This is a genomic window from Arthrobacter sp. H-02-3 (genome assembly GCF_003097355.1).
GTDB lineage: Bacteria > Actinomycetota > Actinomycetes > Actinomycetales > Micrococcaceae > Arthrobacter > Arthrobacter humicola.
In genome coordinates, this window is record NZ_PYUI01000013.1 from 52,513 (window position 1) to 70,422 (window position 17,910).

The 17,910-nt window shown below is 67.3% G+C and carries 19 protein-coding genes; 9 read left to right on the forward strand and 10 right to left on the reverse strand.

What is annotated here, in order from left to right; all coding sequences use genetic code 11:
* Positions 1-5: 5 nt before the first annotated feature.
* A complete protein-coding gene (locus C9424_RS13480) occupies positions 6-857 on the reverse strand; it encodes a hypothetical protein (RefSeq protein WP_442862038.1) in 852 nt (283 codons plus the stop codon).
* A gap of 108 nt (positions 858-965) precedes the next feature.
* Positions 966-1,988, reverse strand: a complete 1,023-nt coding sequence (gene dapD / locus C9424_RS13485; RefSeq protein WP_116767328.1) for a 2,3,4,5-tetrahydropyridine-2,6-dicarboxylate N-succinyltransferase — start codon at positions 1,986-1,988, stop codon at positions 966-968.
* Positions 1,989-2,197: 209 nt separating this feature from the next.
* On the opposite strand from dapD, the gene dapE reads away from it, so the two are divergent.
* Complete coding sequence (dapE, locus tag C9424_RS13490; protein ID WP_116767329.1) at positions 2,198-3,295, forward strand: succinyl-diaminopimelate desuccinylase; 1,098 nt, start codon at positions 2,198-2,200, stop codon at positions 3,293-3,295.
* 109 nt (positions 3,296-3,404) lie between these two features.
* Here dapE and C9424_RS13495 read toward each other — a convergent pair whose 3' ends face one another.
* The 4 genes from C9424_RS13495 to C9424_RS13510 form a co-directional block, all read right to left on the reverse strand.
* On the reverse strand, positions 3,405-4,238 hold the full coding sequence (locus tag C9424_RS13495; protein ID WP_116767330.1) for an amino acid ABC transporter permease: 834 nt from the start codon (positions 4,236-4,238) through the stop codon (positions 3,405-3,407).
* The gene (locus tag C9424_RS13500; RefSeq protein ID WP_091249013.1) at positions 4,235-4,885 is read right to left on the reverse strand and encodes an amino acid ABC transporter permease; all 651 of its coding nucleotides are present in this window, start codon (positions 4,883-4,885) and stop codon (positions 4,235-4,237) included. Before C9424_RS13500 ends, C9424_RS13495 begins: the two co-directional genes overlap by 4 nt.
* Positions 4,886-4,984: 99 nt before the next feature.
* On the reverse strand, positions 4,985-5,869 hold the full coding sequence (locus tag C9424_RS13505) for a glutamate ABC transporter substrate-binding protein (RefSeq protein ID WP_116767331.1): 885 nt from the start codon (positions 5,867-5,869) through the stop codon (positions 4,985-4,987).
* 63 nt (positions 5,870-5,932) lie between these two features.
* Positions 5,933-6,688 carry an amino acid ABC transporter ATP-binding protein gene (locus tag C9424_RS13510; protein ID WP_091249018.1) on the reverse strand — a complete coding sequence of 252 codons (756 nt, stop codon included), beginning with the start codon at positions 6,686-6,688 and terminating at the stop codon, positions 5,933-5,935.
* A gap of 217 nt (positions 6,689-6,905) precedes the next feature.
* Here C9424_RS13510 and C9424_RS13515 point away from each other — a divergent pair, with 217 nt between their 5' ends.
* The 4 genes from C9424_RS13515 (at position 6,906) to C9424_RS13530 (ending at position 9,960) form a co-directional block, all read left to right on the forward strand.
* Entirely contained in the window at positions 6,906-7,805 is a 900-nt protein-coding gene (locus C9424_RS13515) for a TIGR00730 family Rossman fold protein (protein WP_237563450.1), read from the forward strand.
* A 48-nt stretch (positions 7,806-7,853) separates the two neighbouring features.
* Positions 7,854-8,210: a DivIVA domain-containing protein gene (locus C9424_RS13520; protein WP_116767332.1), complete on the forward strand. Its 357-nt coding sequence runs from the start codon at positions 7,854-7,856 to the stop codon at positions 8,208-8,210.
* Between the two features lie 101 nt (positions 8,211-8,311).
* Positions 8,312-9,493, forward strand: coding sequence for a hypothetical protein (locus tag C9424_RS13525; RefSeq protein WP_202615874.1), 1,182 nt, complete (start codon positions 8,312-8,314; stop codon positions 9,491-9,493).
* Between the two features lie 299 nt (positions 9,494-9,792).
* Complete coding sequence (locus C9424_RS13530) at positions 9,793-9,960, forward strand: DUF3117 domain-containing protein (protein WP_079550332.1); 168 nt, start codon at positions 9,793-9,795, stop codon at positions 9,958-9,960.
* 141 nt (positions 9,961-10,101) lie between these two features.
* Here the strand turns inward: C9424_RS13530 and C9424_RS13535 are convergent, their stop codons facing one another.
* On the reverse strand, positions 10,102-10,734 hold the full coding sequence (locus C9424_RS13535; RefSeq protein ID WP_091249026.1) for an O-methyltransferase: 633 nt from the start codon (positions 10,732-10,734) through the stop codon (positions 10,102-10,104).
* Between the two features lie 292 nt (positions 10,735-11,026).
* Between C9424_RS13535 and sigE the strand changes: the two genes are divergently transcribed.
* The 3 genes from sigE to C9424_RS13550 all read left to right on the forward strand — a co-directional run bounded on the left by sigE (position 11,027) and on the right by C9424_RS13550 (position 13,575).
* Positions 11,027-11,680, forward strand: a complete 654-nt coding sequence (sigE, locus tag C9424_RS13540; RefSeq protein WP_116767334.1) for an RNA polymerase sigma factor SigE — start codon at positions 11,027-11,029, stop codon at positions 11,678-11,680.
* Between the two features lie 8 nt (positions 11,681-11,688).
* Positions 11,689-13,098: a hypothetical protein gene (locus tag C9424_RS21685; protein ID WP_133247519.1), complete on the forward strand. Its 1,410-nt coding sequence runs from the start codon at positions 11,689-11,691 to the stop codon at positions 13,096-13,098.
* 81 nt (positions 13,099-13,179) lie between these two features.
* Positions 13,180-13,575 (forward strand): twin-arginine translocase TatA/TatE family subunit, encoded by a 396-nt coding sequence (locus C9424_RS13550; RefSeq protein ID WP_116767336.1) that lies wholly within the window; start codon positions 13,180-13,182, stop codon positions 13,573-13,575.
* A gap of 106 nt (positions 13,576-13,681) precedes the next feature.
* Here the strand turns inward: C9424_RS13550 and C9424_RS13555 are convergent, their stop codons facing one another.
* The 3 genes from C9424_RS13555 to C9424_RS13565 are packed head-to-tail and all read right to left on the reverse strand — an operon-like array spanning position 13,682 to position 16,903.
* Positions 13,682-14,809, reverse strand: coding sequence for an Mrp/NBP35 family ATP-binding protein (locus tag C9424_RS13555; protein ID WP_116767337.1), 1,128 nt, complete (start codon positions 14,807-14,809; stop codon positions 13,682-13,684).
* A gap of 11 nt (positions 14,810-14,820) precedes the next feature.
* Entirely contained in the window at positions 14,821-15,639 is an 819-nt protein-coding gene (locus C9424_RS13560) for a DUF1003 domain-containing protein (protein ID WP_442862039.1), read from the reverse strand.
* Complete coding sequence (locus C9424_RS13565; protein ID WP_091249035.1) at positions 15,620-16,903, reverse strand: magnesium transporter MgtE N-terminal domain-containing protein; 1,284 nt, start codon at positions 16,901-16,903, stop codon at positions 15,620-15,622. The genes C9424_RS13560 and C9424_RS13565 overlap by 20 nt, the downstream gene beginning before the upstream one ends.
* A 77-nt stretch (positions 16,904-16,980) precedes the next feature.
* Between C9424_RS13565 and C9424_RS13570 the strand changes: the two genes are divergently transcribed.
* Positions 16,981-17,853, forward strand: coding sequence for a general stress protein (locus C9424_RS13570; RefSeq protein ID WP_116767338.1), 873 nt, complete (start codon positions 16,981-16,983; stop codon positions 17,851-17,853).
* Positions 17,854-17,910 lie beyond the last annotated feature (57 nt).

Here is a 17,910-nt window from a genome sequence, read left to right on the forward strand (position 1 = left end):
CGCCGCTAGCTGGCGGGCGCGTCGGCGACGGTCACCCGGACCTGCCCGGCCGGGACCTGCGCCGGCTGCCAGCCATCGCGGGACTTCCGGTTCCATGCGCGGCCGTCCACCTCGACACTGGTGATGGACAGCGCTTTGGCGTTGGCCACGGCCCATTGGGCTATAGTCCAGGCCTGGGTGCCGTCGGCCTCCACGATCAAGATCCGGCCGTCCGTCGACGTCGGCACGTCACCGAGCGCCGCCGTCAGCTTTGCGGTGACGGCGGCCGGATCCCCGGCGGTGTCGGGAGACCGCAGCGAACAGTCCAGGCCGGCGGGCGTCTGGCCGCTCAGTGCCGAGGCGAACGCGCGGGCCATCCCCTCATGCTGGGCGTAGGCACCCGGGTAGGCCGAGTGCTGGACTTGCTGGGCGGCGTCGGTGATGTCCAGCGATTGGTAGCCGGAGATCTCCACGAGCGCATCGTAGAACGCATTGCTGGCGTGGTATGGGTCCATCACCTGCGCCGTGGTGCCCCAGCCCTGGGACGGCCGCTGCTGGAAGAGCCCCCGTGAGTCGGGGCCGGCTTGGTCGCCGTGGCCGATGTTGCGCAGCTTGGATTCCTGCATGGAGGTGGCCAGCGCGATGCTGGCGGCGCGGGCAGGAAGCCCGCGCCGGACCGCCACAGCCGTGATGAGGGAGGCGTTGGCCGCCTGATCGGTGGCGAGGTCATCGCCTCCGCTGCCCACCGCCGTGCAGCGTTCGGTGATCAGCGTTTCCGAACGCTGCAGGAACGCCACCGCGGTGTAGATTGCTCCTGCAACCATCGCAAGGGTCAGCAGAAGGACGATCCGGCGTCGCCAGCTCCCACGTCGTGCCACGAAACTTACTCCCTCAGGCCCTAGCGGGCTGCGTCATCGGCTGCTTCATCGACGGGCGCCCCGCCGGAGCGGCCTTCACCGCCCGCCATACCGTACCAGCCGGTCCGGTCAGTTGGCGTGCAGGTCCGCGTTGAGCTCCACGGTCTGGCCCTTGCGGGGGAGCGCCTCGACGGCGCCGGTGGTCGAATTGCGGCGGAAGAGCAGGTTCGGAACCCCCGAAAGCTCTACGGCCTTGACTACCCGGCTCGTGTCCTCGCCTTCGGCATCCCGGGGGCTAATGACTCGCACGCGCGTCCCGGCGGTGACGTAAAGGCCTGCCTCCACCACGGAGTCGTCGCCCAGGCTGATGCCCACGCCGGAGTTGGCGCCGAGCAGGACCCGTTCCCCGAGGGCGATCTTTTCCTTGCCGCCGCCGGAAAGGGTGCCCATAATCGAGGCACCGCCGCCGACGTCGGACCCGTCACCGGCGACGACGCCGGCCGAGATGCGGCCCTCGACCATCGAGGTGCCCAGGGTTCCGGCATTGAAGTTCACGAAGCCCTCGTGCATGACCGTCGTGCCTTCGGCGAGGTGCGCGCCGAGCCGGACACGGCCGGCGTCGGCGATCCGGACGCCGGAGGGGACCACGTAGTCCACCATGCGGGGGAACTTGTCCACGCCGAAGACGGTGACGGCGCCGCGCTTGCGAAGGCGTGCCCGGGTGAGCTCGAAGTCCTCGACGGCCGCGGGACCGAAGTTGGTCCACACCACGTTGGGGAGCTTGCCGAAGATGCCCTCAAGGTTGATGCTGTTGGGCTGGACCAGCCGGTGCGAGAGCAGGTGCAGGCGGAGGTATGCGTCCGCGGTGTCAGCCGGTGCCTCGTCCAGGTGGATCTGGGCGAAGACGACCTTTTGCTCGGTGCCGCGGTCCGGGTCGGTGCCGTTGGCCGCGATATCGATCAGCGACTGGTCCGCATTGGCCACGTCACGCAGGCTCGGCGCCGCGACTCCCAGCGCCGGAGCCGGAAACCACACGTCCAACACGGTGGCTTCACCATTGCGGGTGGATACGGTGGCCAATCCGAAGCCATGGGCAGAACGGGCGTCAGAGCGGGCGTCGGCGGGCACAGCGGAAGAAGCAGTTTCAGTCATGGCCCAAGTCTAACGAGAGCGTCCTTGCGCGCTGAAACGTGAGTCGCCCAAGTGACCCGCGGCAGGGGCCGTTGTGACGCCTGAAACGGCCCCTGCTGCGGGTCAGTCGGGAGAGGCAGGCGAGCAGATAAAGTGGGACGGTGACCCCGACGAACCACCGCACCCCTGCCAGCGCCCTTGACCGCAGTTCAGGGCATCCTCCTGTCCACTTGGACCTCCGCCAGGATGTCGCCCTGCTCACGGCCGCCCTGATCGACATCAACAGCGTCTCCGGCAACGAAATGGTGCTGGCCGACGCCGTGGAGCGTGCCCTCGGGCTGCTGCCGCAGTTGGAGCTGGTCCGCGACGGCGATTCGATCATCGCCCGCACCAACCTCGGCCGCGCCGAGCGCGTGATCCTGGCGGGGCACCTGGACACCGTGCCGCTGCCCATCACGGAGGGCTCGCTTGGGACCGTGCCGGCGTACTGGCCTTCAGGGGCGCCGGGGGAGGGCATCCTCTACGGCCGCGGCGCCACCGACATGAAGGGCGGCGTCGCTGTGCAGCTGGCGCTTGCGGCCACCATGTTCGACGCCGGCGCGGAGCCGGACAAGGACGTCACGTTCGTCTTCTACGACCACGAGGAAGTCGAGGCAGTGAAGAGCGGCCTCGGCCGGCTGGTGCGCAATCACGGGTCCCTGCTCGGCGGTGACTTCGCGATCCTGCTCGAGCCGACCGACGGCACGGTGGAAGGCGGCTGCAACGGCACGATGCGCTTCGAGGCGACCACACTCGGGGAGGCCGCCCACTCGGCCCGGGCCTGGATGGGCAGCAACGCCATCCACGCGGCCGCCCCGATCCTGGCCCGGCTGGCGGCGTACGAGCCGCAGACCGTGACGGTCGACGGCCTCGACTACCGGGAAAGCCTCAACGCCGTGAAGATTCACGGCGGCACGGCCGGAAACGTCATCCCGGACAAGTGCGTCGTGGAAATTAACTACCGTTTCGCCCCGGACAAGACCCCGGACGGGGCCGAGGCCGTGGTGCGGGAGCTGCTGGACGGATTCGACGTCGTTCGCACCGACAGCGCTGCCGGGGCGCGGCCGGGACTGAACCACCCGGCCGCCGCGTCCTTCGTGGCCGCCGTCGGCGCGGAACCGAAGCCCAAGTACGGCTGGACCGACGTCGCACGGTTCAGCGAGCTGGGCATCCCGGCGGTGAACTTCGGGCCCGGCGATGCTCGGCTGGCGCACAAGGACAACGAGCACGTCGAGGCGGACGCCATCCGGGAATGCCTGCGGGCGCTGCGGACCTGGCTCAGCGCCTAACCGCACAGCGCAACGCGCGCACGCGGCGGAGCACGCGGACCGCGCACGTCAGGACGCAGAAAAGGTCCGGAACCCGTGGGGTTCCGGACCTTTTCAGCGTCTAAAGGCCTTACTTGGTCGGGATCCCGGCGACCGGGACGTGTGCCACGCCGCCGGCGGCACGCTTGGAGCCGCGGCGTTCGAGCCAGATGGCCAGGCGGGAGACCGCAAGGTCGATCGCGATGTAGATGGCCGCGGCGACGAAGAACACCGGGAACAGGTACTGCGGGCCGAGGAAGTCGGCCATGACCTGCACGGCCCGGAGCAGCTCGCCGTAGGCGACGATGTAGCCCAGCGAGGTGTCCTTGAGCAGCACCACGAGCTGCGCGACCAGCGAGGGCAGCATGCGGCGGATGGCCTGCGGCAGCTCGATGGTCAGCCGGGACTGGAAACTGGTCAGGCCGATCGCCAGGCCGGCCTCGCGCTGGCCCTTGGGCAGCGACTGGATGCCGGCGCGGATGATCTCGGCAAAAATTGCGGAGTTGTACAGGACCAGGCCGGCCACGACTGCGACGAACGAGCTCGTGGCAAAGACGAGCAGAACGAACAGCATCATGAGCACCACGGGCATGCCCCGCAGGAATTCCAGCACCACCCTGATGGGCATCCGCACCCAGGCGTTGTCCGAGATGCGCAGCAGGCACACGAGCAGGCCCAGCGGGAAGGCAATGACGGCCGCCACGGCCGCGGCGGCGAGCGTCGCGCCGATGCCGTTGCCGATCAGCACCCAGACATCGGGAATCTGGAAGACCGCCCAGCGTTTGGGGTCGAAGATTCCCTGCTGGGCCAGGGTCATGACCGCCAGGACGAGGAGGCCGCCGATCACGATGACGCCGATGATCGAGCCGATCAGCGAAATCCGGCGGGCTTTGGGGCCGGGGACGTCGTAGAGAACAGAGCTCATCGCGCGATTGCCACCTTTCGTTCAACGAAGTTGGCGAGGAAGCCAAGCGGGACGGTTATCAGCAGGTAGAAGAATGCGATGCCGACCAGGACCCACACGACGGCGTCGCCGTTGGCGTTGGCCAGCTGCTTGCCGTAGCCGAAGAGTTCCAGTACATAGAACGCGCCTGCAACGGAGGAGTTCTTGACCAAAGCGATCAGGATGTTGATCAGCGGCGGGATCACGGTGCGCAGGGCTTGGGGGAGGATGATGAGGGTGAGCACCTGGCTGAACTTCATGCCGATGCTGCGGGCCGCTTCGGCCTGGCCCACCGGGACGCTGTTGACGCCGGACCGCACGGCCTCGGCAATGAAGGCCGAGGTGTAGGCGCTCAGGGCGATGATGGCGGCGACCTCGAACTGTTGGAACGTGATGCCGAGGCGGGGCAGGACCACTGCCGCGAAAAAGAATGCAATGGTCAGCGGGGTGTTCCGGACGATCTCGACGTACACCATGCTGAAGCCGCGCAGCGCGGCGACGGGAGAGACTCGGGCCGCCGCGAGCACGGTGCCGACGATCAGGGCAATGATCCCCGAGACCACGGACAGGAAGAGGGTTCTGAGAAAACCGTCCCAATACTGGGGGAGGTTTTCAATGATGACGTCCATAAGTTCCTTCAGCTGCGTTGACGGGATTCCAAGCGAAAGACGGCAGTGGCGGCCGCCGGGCTGCGGGGTAACCGCGGGCCCGGCAGCCGCCACAGTCGGCTAGTAGCGGTCGATCGTGGGAAGCTCGGGCGCGGTCTTGATGACGGTGCCGGCGGTGTCTTCCCAGGCCTTCTTGTAGGACCCGTCCTTGGCGAAGGCTTCCAGCTGGTCGTTGATCCACATGCGGAAGGCCGTGTCGTCCTTCTTCAGGCCGATGCCGTACGGCTCCTTGGTGAAGGTCTGGTCGGAGGCCAGCTTGAAGGCATCCGGTTCCTTGGATACAAACCCGGCCAGAATGACGTTGTCCGTGGTGACGGCTTCAACCTGGTGGTTGCGCAGCGGCTCAAGGCAGGCGGAGTAAGTCGCGGCAGGAACCAGGACTGCTCCGTACTTTTCCACGATCGTGGCGGCCGGGGTGGATCCGGTCACGGAGCAGACGTTCTTGCCCTTGAGGTCCTCGGGCTTGGTGATGGAGTTGTTGTCCTTGTTCACCATGAGGGCCTGGCCGGCCTCGTAGTACGGGCCGGCGAAGTCAACTTGGGTCTTGCGCTTGTCGTTGATGGTGTAGGTGGCGACGATCATGTCCACCTTGCCCTGCTTGAGGAACTCCTCGCGGTTGGCGGAGACCGTTTCAACCCACTCGATCTTGTCGGCGGGGATGCCCAGCTTGGCGGCAATCAGCTTGCCGATTTCGACGTCGAAGCCGACAGGCTTGCCGTCGAGGCCCTTCTGGCCGAACAGCGGCTGGTCGAACTTGGTGCCGATGGTGATCTTTCCTGCGGATGAAAGCTTGGCCATGGTGGAATCGGCAGCAAAGCTCGGCTTCTCGGCTACAGGCGGATTGGTGGTAGTGGAGGAGCTGCCGCCACAGGCGCTCAGGGTGAGCGCCAGTGCTGCGGATGCGGCAACCAGAAGGGATTTCCTCCGGGTCAAAAATGCCTTCATGACATTCCTTTCATTGGTCGGCCGCCTTCCGGCGGCCGGGGTGCGAACTCGCGAGCGATGAACTCAGTGCGTCAGAAGTTTGGACAGGAAGTCTTTGGCCCGGCTGCTCTTGGGGTTGGTGAAGAATTCCTCGGGGGTCGCGTCCTCGACGATCTGGCCGTCGGCCATGAACACGACGCGGTCGGCAGCCTTGCGGGCGAAGCCCATCTCGTGGGTGACCACGATCATCGTCATGCCCTCCTTGGCGAGCTGGACCATGACGTCCAGGACCTCGTTGATCATTTCCGGGTCGAGGGCGGAGGTGGGCTCATCGAAGAGCATCACCTTCGGCTTCATCGCCAGGGCGCGGGCGATGGCAACACGCTGCTGCTGCCCGCCGGAGAGCTGAGCGGGAAGTTTGGGGGCCTGATGCCCGACGCCGACCCGCTCCAGCAGTGCCATGGCGTCTTTGTCGGCCTCAGCCTTGGAAACGCCCTTGACCTTGATGGGGCCGAGGGTGACGTTTTCCAAGATGGTCTTGTGGGCGAACAGGTTGAAGGACTGGAAGACCATGCCGACGTCGGCGCGCAGCTTCGCCAGTTCCTTGCCCTCCGCAGGCAGTTCCTTGCCATCGATCCTGATGTCGCCGTCGTCGATTGTCTCAAGGCGATTGATGGCGCGGCAGAGCGTTGACTTGCCGGAACCCGAGGGGCCGATGACAACAACAACCTCACCTTTGCGGACATTCAGGTTGATGTCCTTCAGGACGTGCAACTGGCCGTAATGCTTGTTCACGGCCTTCAGGGAGACGAGCGCATCGCCGGGCACTTGAGTAGTCATATAAAGAATCTAACGAAGATTGACAAGATATGACGGCAATCACTGAGTTTGGTGCAGATCGTGATTCAAGAGATACCTGTAAGCCCTGGTCCCCGGCGCGGCCACTGCCCGCTCTCCGGCCGCTGTTTTGCGGCTCTGGGCCGCAGGCGGTCGCAGCCTGCCGCCGGGCGTGGCGCCGCCGCGCCGAAGCCGCGGGCGCGGTGTTCCGCGCTAGCCTATGGGCATGAGTACCGATCCGCAGCACGGCCCCGAGCAAAACCCCGAACAGAACCCCGCCGGAAAGCCGGCCCGCGAGGTCCGAAGCACCCCGGCGCCGAACGGGATCCGCCATAAAGGCCCGCTCGAGCTGCGCCGGAAGGCCGCCAAGGTCACAATGTCGGACCAGACCCTGCTCGACACCAAGGGGCCGGGCCAGTTCGTTCACACCGATCCCTGGCGCGTCCTGCGGATCCAGAGCGAGTTCGTGGAAGGGTTCGGCGCCCTCGCCGACCTGGGCCCGGCGGTCAGCGTCTTCGGCTCCGCCCGCACGGTGCCCGGAACCCTCAACTACGAGCTCGGCGTCGAGGTCGGGCGCAAACTGGCCGAGGCCGGACTGGCCGTGATCACGGGCGGCGGCCCGGGGTCGATGGAGGCCGCCAACAAGGGTGCCGTTCAGGGCAATGGCGTTTCGGTGGGGCTCGGGATCGAGCTGCCCTTCGAACAGGGCATGAACCAGTGGGTGGATCTGGGCATCAACTTCCGGTACTTCTTCGCCCGCAAGACCATGTTCGTCAAGTACGCCCAGGGCTTCATTGTGCTCCCCGGCGGCCTGGGCACCTTGGACGAGCTCTTCGAGGCCATGGTCCTGGTCCAGACCCGCAAGGTCACGTCCTTCCCGATCGTCCTCGTGGGAACCGCGTTCTGGACCCCGATGCTCGACTGGGTCCGGGACACCCTCGTCACCGAGGGCATGGTGTCCGAGGAGGACCTTGACCTCGTGCAGGTAGTGGACGATCCTGCGCTCGCCGTCGAACTCGTCGTCGAGGGCGCGGCCCGTCACCGGAACCCGAACGGGGGCTCCACCAACGGGAACGGCACCGGAAACGGCAACGGAAAGGGCGGCGGAACGCGTGGCTGAAGCGCCGGGCTGAGCGCACCGGCGTCCGGCTTCTGGCACGATGGTCTAGTGAGTCTCTTTCTGGTCTTCCTTGCGATTGCGCTGATCGGCGTCGCCGTCCTTCTGGGTACCGGCCTGGCGCCGAAAATCTTCCGCCGGGACACGGCCGGCGGCGCTGAGGTGCCCTTTGAGGACGGTTTCGACGAGCCGGTCGCGTCCCTGCCGCCGGTCCTGCTGCCTGACCGTGCGGCCGCGACGGACATCGACCATCTCCGATTTGCCGTCGGGCTGCGCGGCTACCGGATGGACCAGGTGGACCAGGTCCTTGACGATCTGCGGGACCAGATCACCGTCAAAGACCAAAAGATCGAGGCGCTGGGGGAGGAACTGGAACGCCTCCGCCGGCCGACAGAGCAGCGTCCGTGAGCCACGTGGAGGACCCGGAGACAGTCCCGGCACTTGACGCCGGGGGACAAAGGGGCCTGAACGCGGCGGCGTGGAGCAGCATCGCGGCCGCCGGCGCCCGGATGTCGCGGTGGCCGTGGTGGGTCCAGGTGGCCGGCCTGTATATCGCCGCCCGTCTGGTCAGCGCCTGCATCTTCATGGCCGCCGCGCTGCACCAGGGCGTGAATCCCTGGTTTCCCGCGAAACCGGACTACTGGAACTTCATCAACATCTGGGACGCCCGTTGGTACTCCGAAGCACTGCAGAACGGGTATCCGGCGCTGCTGCCGACAGACGCGGCCGGCACCGTTCAGGAGAACGCGTGGGCTTTCTACCCGCTGTTTCCCGTGCTGGGCAGGGTGGTGTCCGGGCTGACGGGCACGGGTCCGGCATGGTCCCTGACGGCCATTGCGCTGGCCGCCGGGCTGGGGGCAGCCCTCGTGGCCTACAGGATTTTCCGGCACCGGGCCTCCCACCGCACGGCACTCTGGGGGATCATCTTCCTGGCGGCATTCCCGGTGGCGCCGGTGCTGCAGGTGCCCTACGCCGAATCCCTCAACCTGCTGCTCCTTGGCGCCGCGCTGCTGCTGGTCATGGAGCGCCGATACCTGTGGGCCATGCCCGTGGTGCTCCTCATGTGCCTTTCCCGGCCTACCGGGGTCCCGTTTGCGGTGATGATGGGGCTGTTGTTCCTCTACCGACTCTGGCAGCGCCTGACAGGGCGCCCCCCGCGCGGGGTTCCCGTCCACACCAACGCGCAGCTGTGGTCCCTGGGCGGGCTGACAGCCGTCAGCGGGGTCGGTGCGCTGCTGTGGCCGGCCATCGCCTGGGCCGCAACCGGTGATCTCGGGGCCTACACCAAGACCGAAACCGCATGGCGCGGCGATGACCTGGTGCCGTTCAAGCCATGGTTCGACACCGGCATCATGCTCTTCGGGCCGACGCTCGGAGTGCTGGCCCCGTTCCTGTTCGTGGCCGCCTTTACGCTTTTCATGATGTCGCGGCCCGTGGTTGCGCTGGGCGCTGAACTGAGGCTTTGGTGCTGCTGCTACATGGGTTACCTGCTGGCCTTCCTGCAACCGCAGACCAGCACGTTCCGGATGCTGCTGCCGCTGTTCCCGCTCGCCCTCAGCGCCGCACTGCTCTCGCGCTCCCGCGCCTACCGGGGAGCCGTGGTGGTCATGTTCGTCCTGCTGCAGATCGTCTGGATTGTGTGGCTGTGGGCGTGGGCGCCGCTGCCGGGCGGAGGGGACTATCCGCCGTGACCCACGGCACCATTTCGCGTTGCCGCCCCGGCTTTCCGGGGCGCGCTGGAAAGTCCAACGATTAGCTCCGGGCGCATTGTTACGCGATAATAGAGGATAAGCAAGGACAAGAAGCACACTGAGTTTAATCGCGAGCGGTTTGATGGCAAGCGGTTGATTCGCAAGCGGTTTATTCGTAAGCGGTTGTGAGCGGGTCTGTCACGGCGGCCTCCTGGAGCGCTGCCGGACGGCTTGATTGACCAAGCGGACGCAGCCCGGCCGGGCTGGTATGTCAGGGACTAATGGAGGGGATATTCCTTATGGCGGCAATGAAACCACGCACCGGCGACGGCCCTATGGAAGTGACGAAAGAGGGACGAAGCTTGATCATGCGTGTTCCGCTCGAAGGCGGGGGGCGGCTCGTGGTCGAGCTCAACGCTGCTGAGGCGACAAACCTCAAGGAATGCCTCGTCGGCGTCACCGAATAGCTTCACACCAAGAGCTTCGCAAGAGGGCGGGGTCCCAGCCACCAGGCTGCGGACCCCGCCCTTTTCTGCTTGTGCGTCCCCTGCTTGTGCGTCCCCTGCTTGTGCGTCTCCTGCCTGTGCCTGGCGCGTGGTTCCTGACGCTTACTTCTTGACGGCGATGAGCAGGCCGTCGCCGGTGGGCAGCATGGCGGAGGCGAGTCGGTCGTCGTCGCGGATGGATTTGCCGATCTGGCGGAGCACAACGGTGGTGGCGTCCCGGGCGGCCGGGTTCGCCACACGGTCCTTGTCGAGGGCGTCGTTGACGATCAGCAGGCCGCCGGACTTGAGCAGCCGCACGGCCTGCTCCACGTAGCTGGGGTAGTTCGGTTTGTCGGCATCGATGAACACGAGATCGTAGGCCCCGTCCGTCAGCCGCGGCAGGACGTCGCCGGCGCGGCCCGAAATGGTGCGCGTGCGGTTGGCGGGGCTGCCGGCTTCCTGGAACGCTTCGCGCGCCGCCTTGAGGTGTTCGACGTCGACGTCGATCGTCGTCAGGACGGCCTGCGGACCGAGCCCGCGCAGGATGCACACGCCGGACACCCCGGCGCCGGTTCCGATCTCCACGGCGGTCTGTGCCTTGGACGCCGCTGCCAGCACCGTCAGCACGGCACCCACGCCTGGGCCGATCGGCGTCACGCCAAGCTCGAAAGACCGTTCGCGCGCGTGCAACAGGACCTCATCCTCGGCAGGCAGATCTTCTGCGTAGGACCAGCTCGTGGACTTATCGGCGCTCATGGGTAATCGCTTTCTGGGCGGCAGGGGAGTACTCCCTACAGCGTACTGTGTCCGACGGGACGCGACACGGAGGCGGCGGGGCCGTGGCCCCGGCAGACGGGCAGGCGATCCGCCTCGGGGCAGACGTTCTGCCTTCGGCGGAAGACTGCGTCGCGTCAGGAAATTCCCAGCTTATTTTGAAATGATGGGTATCCGCTCATCCGCGTGGTGATCGGCGTCGAATGAAGAGTGCAGGAACCTGCGCGAGCAGGCACCGTTCAGGCGTAGGTACCATCCATGAGGGGAGCGGACGATGTCGGTTCTGACACCTGTCCCGGCAACTGAGGCAACTGATCCAACCGGCCAGCCCGGCACCGCGGCGGAAGCCGAATGGGTACGGCCCACCTGGGAGGAAGTGGTGACGAACCACTCCGCCAAGGTCTACCGCCTTGCGTACCGGCTGACCGGAAACAAGTACGACGCCGAGGACCTCACCCAGGAGGTGTTCGTCCGGGTGTTCCGTTCGCTGGAGAACTTCAGGCCGGGCACCCTGGACGGCTGGCTGCACCGGATCACCACCAACCTTTTCCTGGACCAGGCCCGGCGCAAGAGCCGGATCCGCTTTGACGCCCTAGCCGACGACGCCGAGTCGCGGCTCCCCGGCCGGGAACCCGGCCCGGAGCAGAGCTTCGAGTTCAACAACCTCGACGTCGATGTTCAGGCCGCGCTTGAAGAGCTGCCCCCGGACTTCCGGGCCGCCGTCGTGCTGTGCGACCTTGAAGGCTTGTCCTACGACGAAGTCGCCGCCGCGCTGGACATCAAACTCGGCACCGTCAGGTCCCGCATCCACCGCGGCCGGACGATGCTGCGCGAAAAGCTCGCGCACCGCGACCCGCGCCCTGCACAGCAGGCCAAGCAGTCCCTCAAGCCGCGGCTCAAAATGCCGCGCATCGCCGGCCTCCTCTGAAGCGGTCCATGGGTCTACTGAAACGTTTGCTGGGCGGTTCCGGCTGCAGGTTTTCGGGCAGGACCGGCCGTAGCCGCATCGGCGCCACCCGGAAGCTGTCCGCCGGCCACCACGATCACATGGAGACCTGCGCCGAATGCCGCGCCCGGCAGCAGCGCGAGCGCCAGTACCTGGAGAGGCTCCGCGGCGCCGCCGTGCCCGAGGCCAGCGAGGACCTGACCGCACGGCTCCTGGCACGGACCGAGCAGTTGGCCGCCGAACGCGCAGCCGCAGAAGGCACAGACTCAGCACGAGCTGATACTGCACCGGCGGACACAGCCCGTGCAGGCACAGCCCCTGCAGGCAGCGCGCGGGCGGACACGGAAGGCGCGGAATCGGCCTGGGCGGAATCGGCCTGGGCGGACACAGCGCCGGGAGGCACGCATCAGGCGCCAGAGCGTTTGCCCGCAGAGGACTTCACGACAGATCGGCCAGGGACGGACCGGCCGCTTGGCGGTTGGCCGGCGGAGGCCGCGCATCCCCAAGGCGGCCGCCGCCGCGGCCCGCGCCTGCCCGCACTGGCGGCTGGAGGGGCCGTCGCTGCCCTCGCCCTCATGGCCGGCACCGCATACTTCATGGGAGGCGACGCCACAGGCCTGGCCGACGGCGCAGAGACCTCCAGACTCTCCCACCCCGACACCGCAGGGCAGCTCGCCACCGGAGAGCCGCTCGCCACGGGGAACCTGTCTGATGTCGACGGCTCCAGTGGCGGCGGAGCCGGCACCGCCGGCGTCCCGGGGGACGCGGGAAGCGGACCCTGGGTTGGACTCGGCCCGGGCGGCGAACCCGATTTCGCCCCGGCCGGGGCGTTGAGCGCTGGGCAGCTTGCGGCTTTGCGGGCGCAGGGATGGACATGTCCGGAACTGCGGGACCTAGGATTCCACCTGATGTGGGCCCGGGCCGGTGTCATGTCCGGGGACGAGGTCCTGGAACTTCGCCTCACGGACGGCCGGCACTTCGCCACGGTCCTGGAACAGCACGATTCCGCGCCGCGGGTGCCCGGAACGCCAGCGGCACAGGCCCGGGCGGATGCTTCGCCAATCAACGTGCTGACGGGCCACACCGCCATGACGGACGGCTTCACGGTGGCGAAGGCCGGTACGGCCGCAGCCCCGGAATCCGGGCCTGACGCCCGGCCCGGGGCCGGACCCGGGGACAATGCGCTCTGGGTCAACCCCGGCCCGCCCTACCGGGCCATCTACCAGACCGCCGCGGCCACCTACACGTACGTGTCGGACCTGCCGGCCAATCAGGCCGGCGACGGCGCTGCCGCCCTCACCCGGGTAAGCAGCCGAGCCTCGGCGCCCGCGTCACGCGACGGAATCCCGGAACGGATCGAGCGCGGGCTGAGCCGAATCCTGGAGCACCTGGCCCCGTGAGGCAGCAACGGGGTCGACATCGTAGGCATCCCGACTTCGCGAAGTCGTCGCCAGCCCGAACGAGAGGGTAATCTTCCTAAAGTGCTTGGAATCAATGGACCGGAGTTCTTACTTCTGCTGATCATCGGCCTTCTGGTGATTGGTCCCAGCAGGCTGCCCGAATACACCCAGAAACTTGCCAATATCGTCAAGGAAGTGCGCCGGATGGCGTCGGGTGCGCGGGAACAGATCAAGGAAGAAGTCGGCATCGATATCGACGAGGTCGACTGGAAGAAGTATGACCCCCGGCAGTACGATCCGCGCCGGATCATCAAGGAAGCGCTCCTGGAGGACGACACCAAGCCGGTGAGCTCCGGGGCGCCCGTAACGGTTTCCGCGGCTGCGGCCGCCACTGCCGTCGCCGAACACCGCCCGGCCCGGGTCTTTGAGCGGCTGCCCGCGGGCGAATCAGCGCCCTTCGACTCAGAAGCGACCTAGGACCTCACGCGGCCCCGCCCAATATGCGGCCCGGCCCGAATGATCCTGCCCCGGTCTGCGGACGCCAACAGTGGCGCCAGCCGTCTGCCTCAACCTGCCGCCCCGGTCAGCGGGGCTGCAGACCCAGCGGCATGCCCTTGAGCCCGCGGGGCACCGACGCCAGCTTCCCGGCGATCCCGGCCAAGACAAGGGCAGCCGGCGTCTCGGGACGGCCCAGCACGAGCGGCACCCCGGCATCTCCGCCCTCACGCAACAGGACTTCGAGGGGAATCTGGCCCAGCAACGGGACGTCATCGCCCACGGTGGCGGAGAGGCGCTCGGCGAGCACGGCGCCGCCGCCGCTGCCGAACAGTTCCATCCTGCCGCCGTCGGGCATTTCAAGATAGGACATGTTTTCCACGACGCCGGCCACGGTCTGGCCGGTCTGCGTGGCGATCGCCCCGGCCCGCTCGGCAACATCCGCGGCGGCCGCCTGCGGGGTGGTCACGACCAGGATCTGGGCCTTGGGCAGCAGCTGGGCTACGGAGATCGCGATGTCGCCCGTGCCCGGCGGCAGGTCCAGGAAGAGGGCGTCGAGGTCGCCGAAGTACACGTCCGTGAGGAACTGCTCCAGCGCCCGGTGCAGCATCGGCCCGCGCCACGCGACAGGCTGGTTTCCGGTGACAAACATGCCGATGGAGATGACCTTGACCCCGTAGGCCACCGGCGGCAGGATCATGTCGTCCACCCGCGTGGGGGCCTGGGTGATGCCCATCAGCGCCGGGACGGAGAAACCGTACACATCCGCGTCCACGATCCCCACGCGGAGCCCCTGGGCCGCCAGCGCGCACGCCAGGTTGACCGTCACCGAAGACTTGCCCACTCCGCCTTTGCCGCTCGCGACGGCGTACACCCTGGTCAGGGAGCCGGGAGCGTTGAACGGGATGCCGCGCTGGCCGCCGGAGCCGCGCAACTGCTCCTTGAGGGCGTCGCGCTGCGCCTGCGTCATGACTTTCAAGTCAACATCGACGCCGGTGACGCCCGGGACGGCGGACAGGGCAGCTTCGGCGTCCGCGGTGATGGTGCCGCGCAGCGGGCAGCCCGCAATGGTCAGAAGCACCACAAGCCGCACCCTGCCGCCGTCGGAGATCTGCACCGACTCCACCATGCCGAGCTCGGTGATGGGGCGGCGGAGTTCAGGGTCAATCACGGTGGCAAGTGCCGCGTGCACTGCCTGTTCCAGCGGGGTGCTCATGCGGGCGATGCTCAGCTTTCGGGGAAGGTGCGGTGTGCAGGCAGGCGGGCGGGGTCGGCAGCATCCGCAGCATCGGCCGTGAGGCTCGACGGCGGGTTCGCGGAGTGGTTCAACGGCGGGTTCGCCTTCCGGTCCTCCTGCGCGGTGTCCCGCTTGCCGCCGGTCTTGACGCGGGGAATCTGCTGGGTCCTGGGCCCGCGCTGCTTGTCGCGACGCTCCTTCAGCTTCTCCTTGACCTTGTCCCGCGGGGTCTCGTGGGCGCCGGCAGAAGGATCATGCGTGCGCAGTTCTTCCTGCGCCTCCAGCATGTCCTCCAGCAGGCTGCGCAGCTCGGCGCGGACGTAGTCGCGGGTGGCGACCTCGCGCAGCGCGATGCGCAGGGACGCAAGTTCCCGGGTCAGGTACTCGGTGTCGGAGAGATTGCGCTCAGCCCGCTGCCGGTCCTGCTGGAGCGAGACCTTGTCCCGGTCGTCCTGGCGGTTCTGCGCGAGCAGCAGCAGCGGAGCGGCGTAGGAGGCCTGGAGGGAGAGCATGAGGGTCAGCAGGGTGAAGCCCAGTGCCCGTGAATCGAACTGCCATTCAACCGGGGCCCACGTGTTCCAGCCCAGCCAGAAGACACAGAACACGGTCATGTAGAGCAGGAACTGCGGGGTGCCCATGAAACGGGCGAAGCCTTCCGTGGCATGGCCGAAGGCGTCCGGGTCGGGACGGAAATTGGGCAGGATACGTTGCCGGCCGCTGAGAGGCGTGTCCAGGCCGCCGGAAGTCCTGCTGCCGGGGCGGACGTTGGAGGTCCGGGGTGCGGTGGGATCAGCCAATGCGGCCTCCAAGCTTCCTTATCGGGGCGTCGTCCTCGTGGGCGCGCCAGTCGTCCGGCAACAGGTGATCAAGCACGTCGTCAACAGTCACCGCCCCCACAAGCCGTCCGTCCGAGTTGACCACGGGGAGCGAATTGAGGTTGTAGGTGGCCAGGGCCCGGGCCACCTCACTGATATGGGCCTGGTCGGAAACCGGTTCCAGGCTCTTGTCCACGAGGTTGCCCAGCGGCTCGGGCGGCGGGTAGCGCAGCAGCTGCTGGATATGCACGACGCCGAGGAAACGCCCGGTGGGAGTTTCCAGCGGTGGACGGGCAACAAAGATCGAGGACGCCAGCGCGGGCGAGAGTTCCTCCCGGCGGACGTGGGCGAGTGCCTCGGCGACGGTTGCCTCCGGGGGAAGGATCACCGGAACCGGCGTCATGAGGCCGCCGGCGGTGTCCTCGTCGTATTCGAGCAGGCGGCGGACGTCCTCGGCGCCTTCGGGTTCCATCAGCTGCAGGAGTTCCTCGGCCTGCGCGCTGGGAAGTTCGGCGAGGAGGTCCGCGGCGTCGTCGGGATCCATTTCCTCCAGGACGTCGGCGGCGCGGTTGATGTCCAGCGCGGAGAGGATCTCCACCTGATCGCCTTCGGGCATCTCCTGCAGGACGTCGGCGAGCCGTTCGTCCTGGAGTTCACTGGCGACCTCGAAGCGGCGCTTGTCGCTCATTTCCTGGAGTGCTTCGGCGAAGTCGGCCGGCTTGAGGTCCTCGTGCGTCGCCACGAACTGGGTGGCGGCCTGGGGCTCGGTCTTGGCGCCCTGTTGGGCATCGGCCCAGTCGATGATCATGGTTTCGTTGCGGCGCAGCCGGCTCAGCGGTGAGAGGGAGTGGCCGCGGCGTACGAAAAGCTTGCTCACGAACCAGTCGCCCGAGCGGTGCTTGTCCATGGCGATGTCCTCGATGGTCGCGTCTCCGCTGCCGTCCGCGAGGGTCACCCGGCGGTCGAACATTTCAGCGACCACAAGGGTTTCCGCACCGCGCTGTTCGAAGCGGCGCAGATTGACCAGGCCGGTGCAGATGATCTGGGTCTGGTCGATGGACGTAATCCGGGTCATCGGCACAAATACGCGCTTCTTCCCGGGGACTTCGACGACGATGCCCACCACGTGCGGGGCGCCCCTGGTTCCCCGGGAGAGCACCACGACATCGCGCAGCCGTCCCAGACGGTCGCCCAGTGGGTCAAAGACGTCCAGTCCGAGGAGGCGCGCGACAAACACCCGCGTAAGATTCGTGCTCACTCATACAGGCTACCCAGTCTGCTCTCTTTTAGCTGAATTTCCAGCCGTATACCAGCCGGATGGGTGAGAATGGGCGTATGTCAAACATTTTTGGTGCTCCCAGGGCCGGTGCCCCCAACGGCTCGGACGAGGCCCGCGCCGTCCCGAGAGGCGACGTCGTCGGTTCCTACAACTCCTACCTGGATGCCCAGAAGGCGGTGGACTACCTGGCGGACCAGCAGTTCCCCGTGCAGATGGTGTCGATCGTGGGCAACGATCTGAAGATGGTCGAGCGGGTGACCGGCCGCCTGACCTACCCGCGGGTCGCCTTGTCCGGCGCCCTCAGCGGCATGTGGTTCGGCCTATTCGTCGGCGTCATGCTCTCCTTCTTCTCCACGACCCCCGGGTATTTCTCGATTGTGACGTCCGTGCTGATGGGCGCCGCATTCTTCATGCTGTTTGGCATCGTCACCTACGCCATGCAGCGCGGCAAGCGCGACTTCACCTCAACCAGCCAGGTGGTGGCGACCAACTATGACGTGGTGGTCTCCTTCGAGGCCGCCGGCGAAGCGCGGCGCCTGCTCCACCAGTTGCCCATGACGCCTCATGACGCCTCCGGCTACCGGCAGCAGGAACCCCAGCAGCACACCCCGCAGCAGCCGGGCCCGCAGCAGCCAGGCCAGCTGGGCCATGCACCCCAGCGCCCGGCGGGCTGGAACGATCCCTACGGCCAGAGAACGCCGGAGCCCGGCAGCGAGCCGGCCGGACAGTACCAGGGCGGCCAGCCCCAGCAGGCCGGGACCCCGGGCCACGCCCCGGCGGCCCCGGGCACGGAGGAAGAACCGGCCCGCCCGGCAGGCCGGGTCTCCGGCGTGACCTACCCCGACCTCCCGGACGGCCGCCCGCAGTACGGGGTCAGGGTCACGGACAGCGACAAACCCGCGCCGGGCCACGACGGCCAGCAGCACTAACCCGCGGCAGAGGAAAGCTTCAGAAGAGGCCTGCACGAGACAATCGGCGAAGGAAGA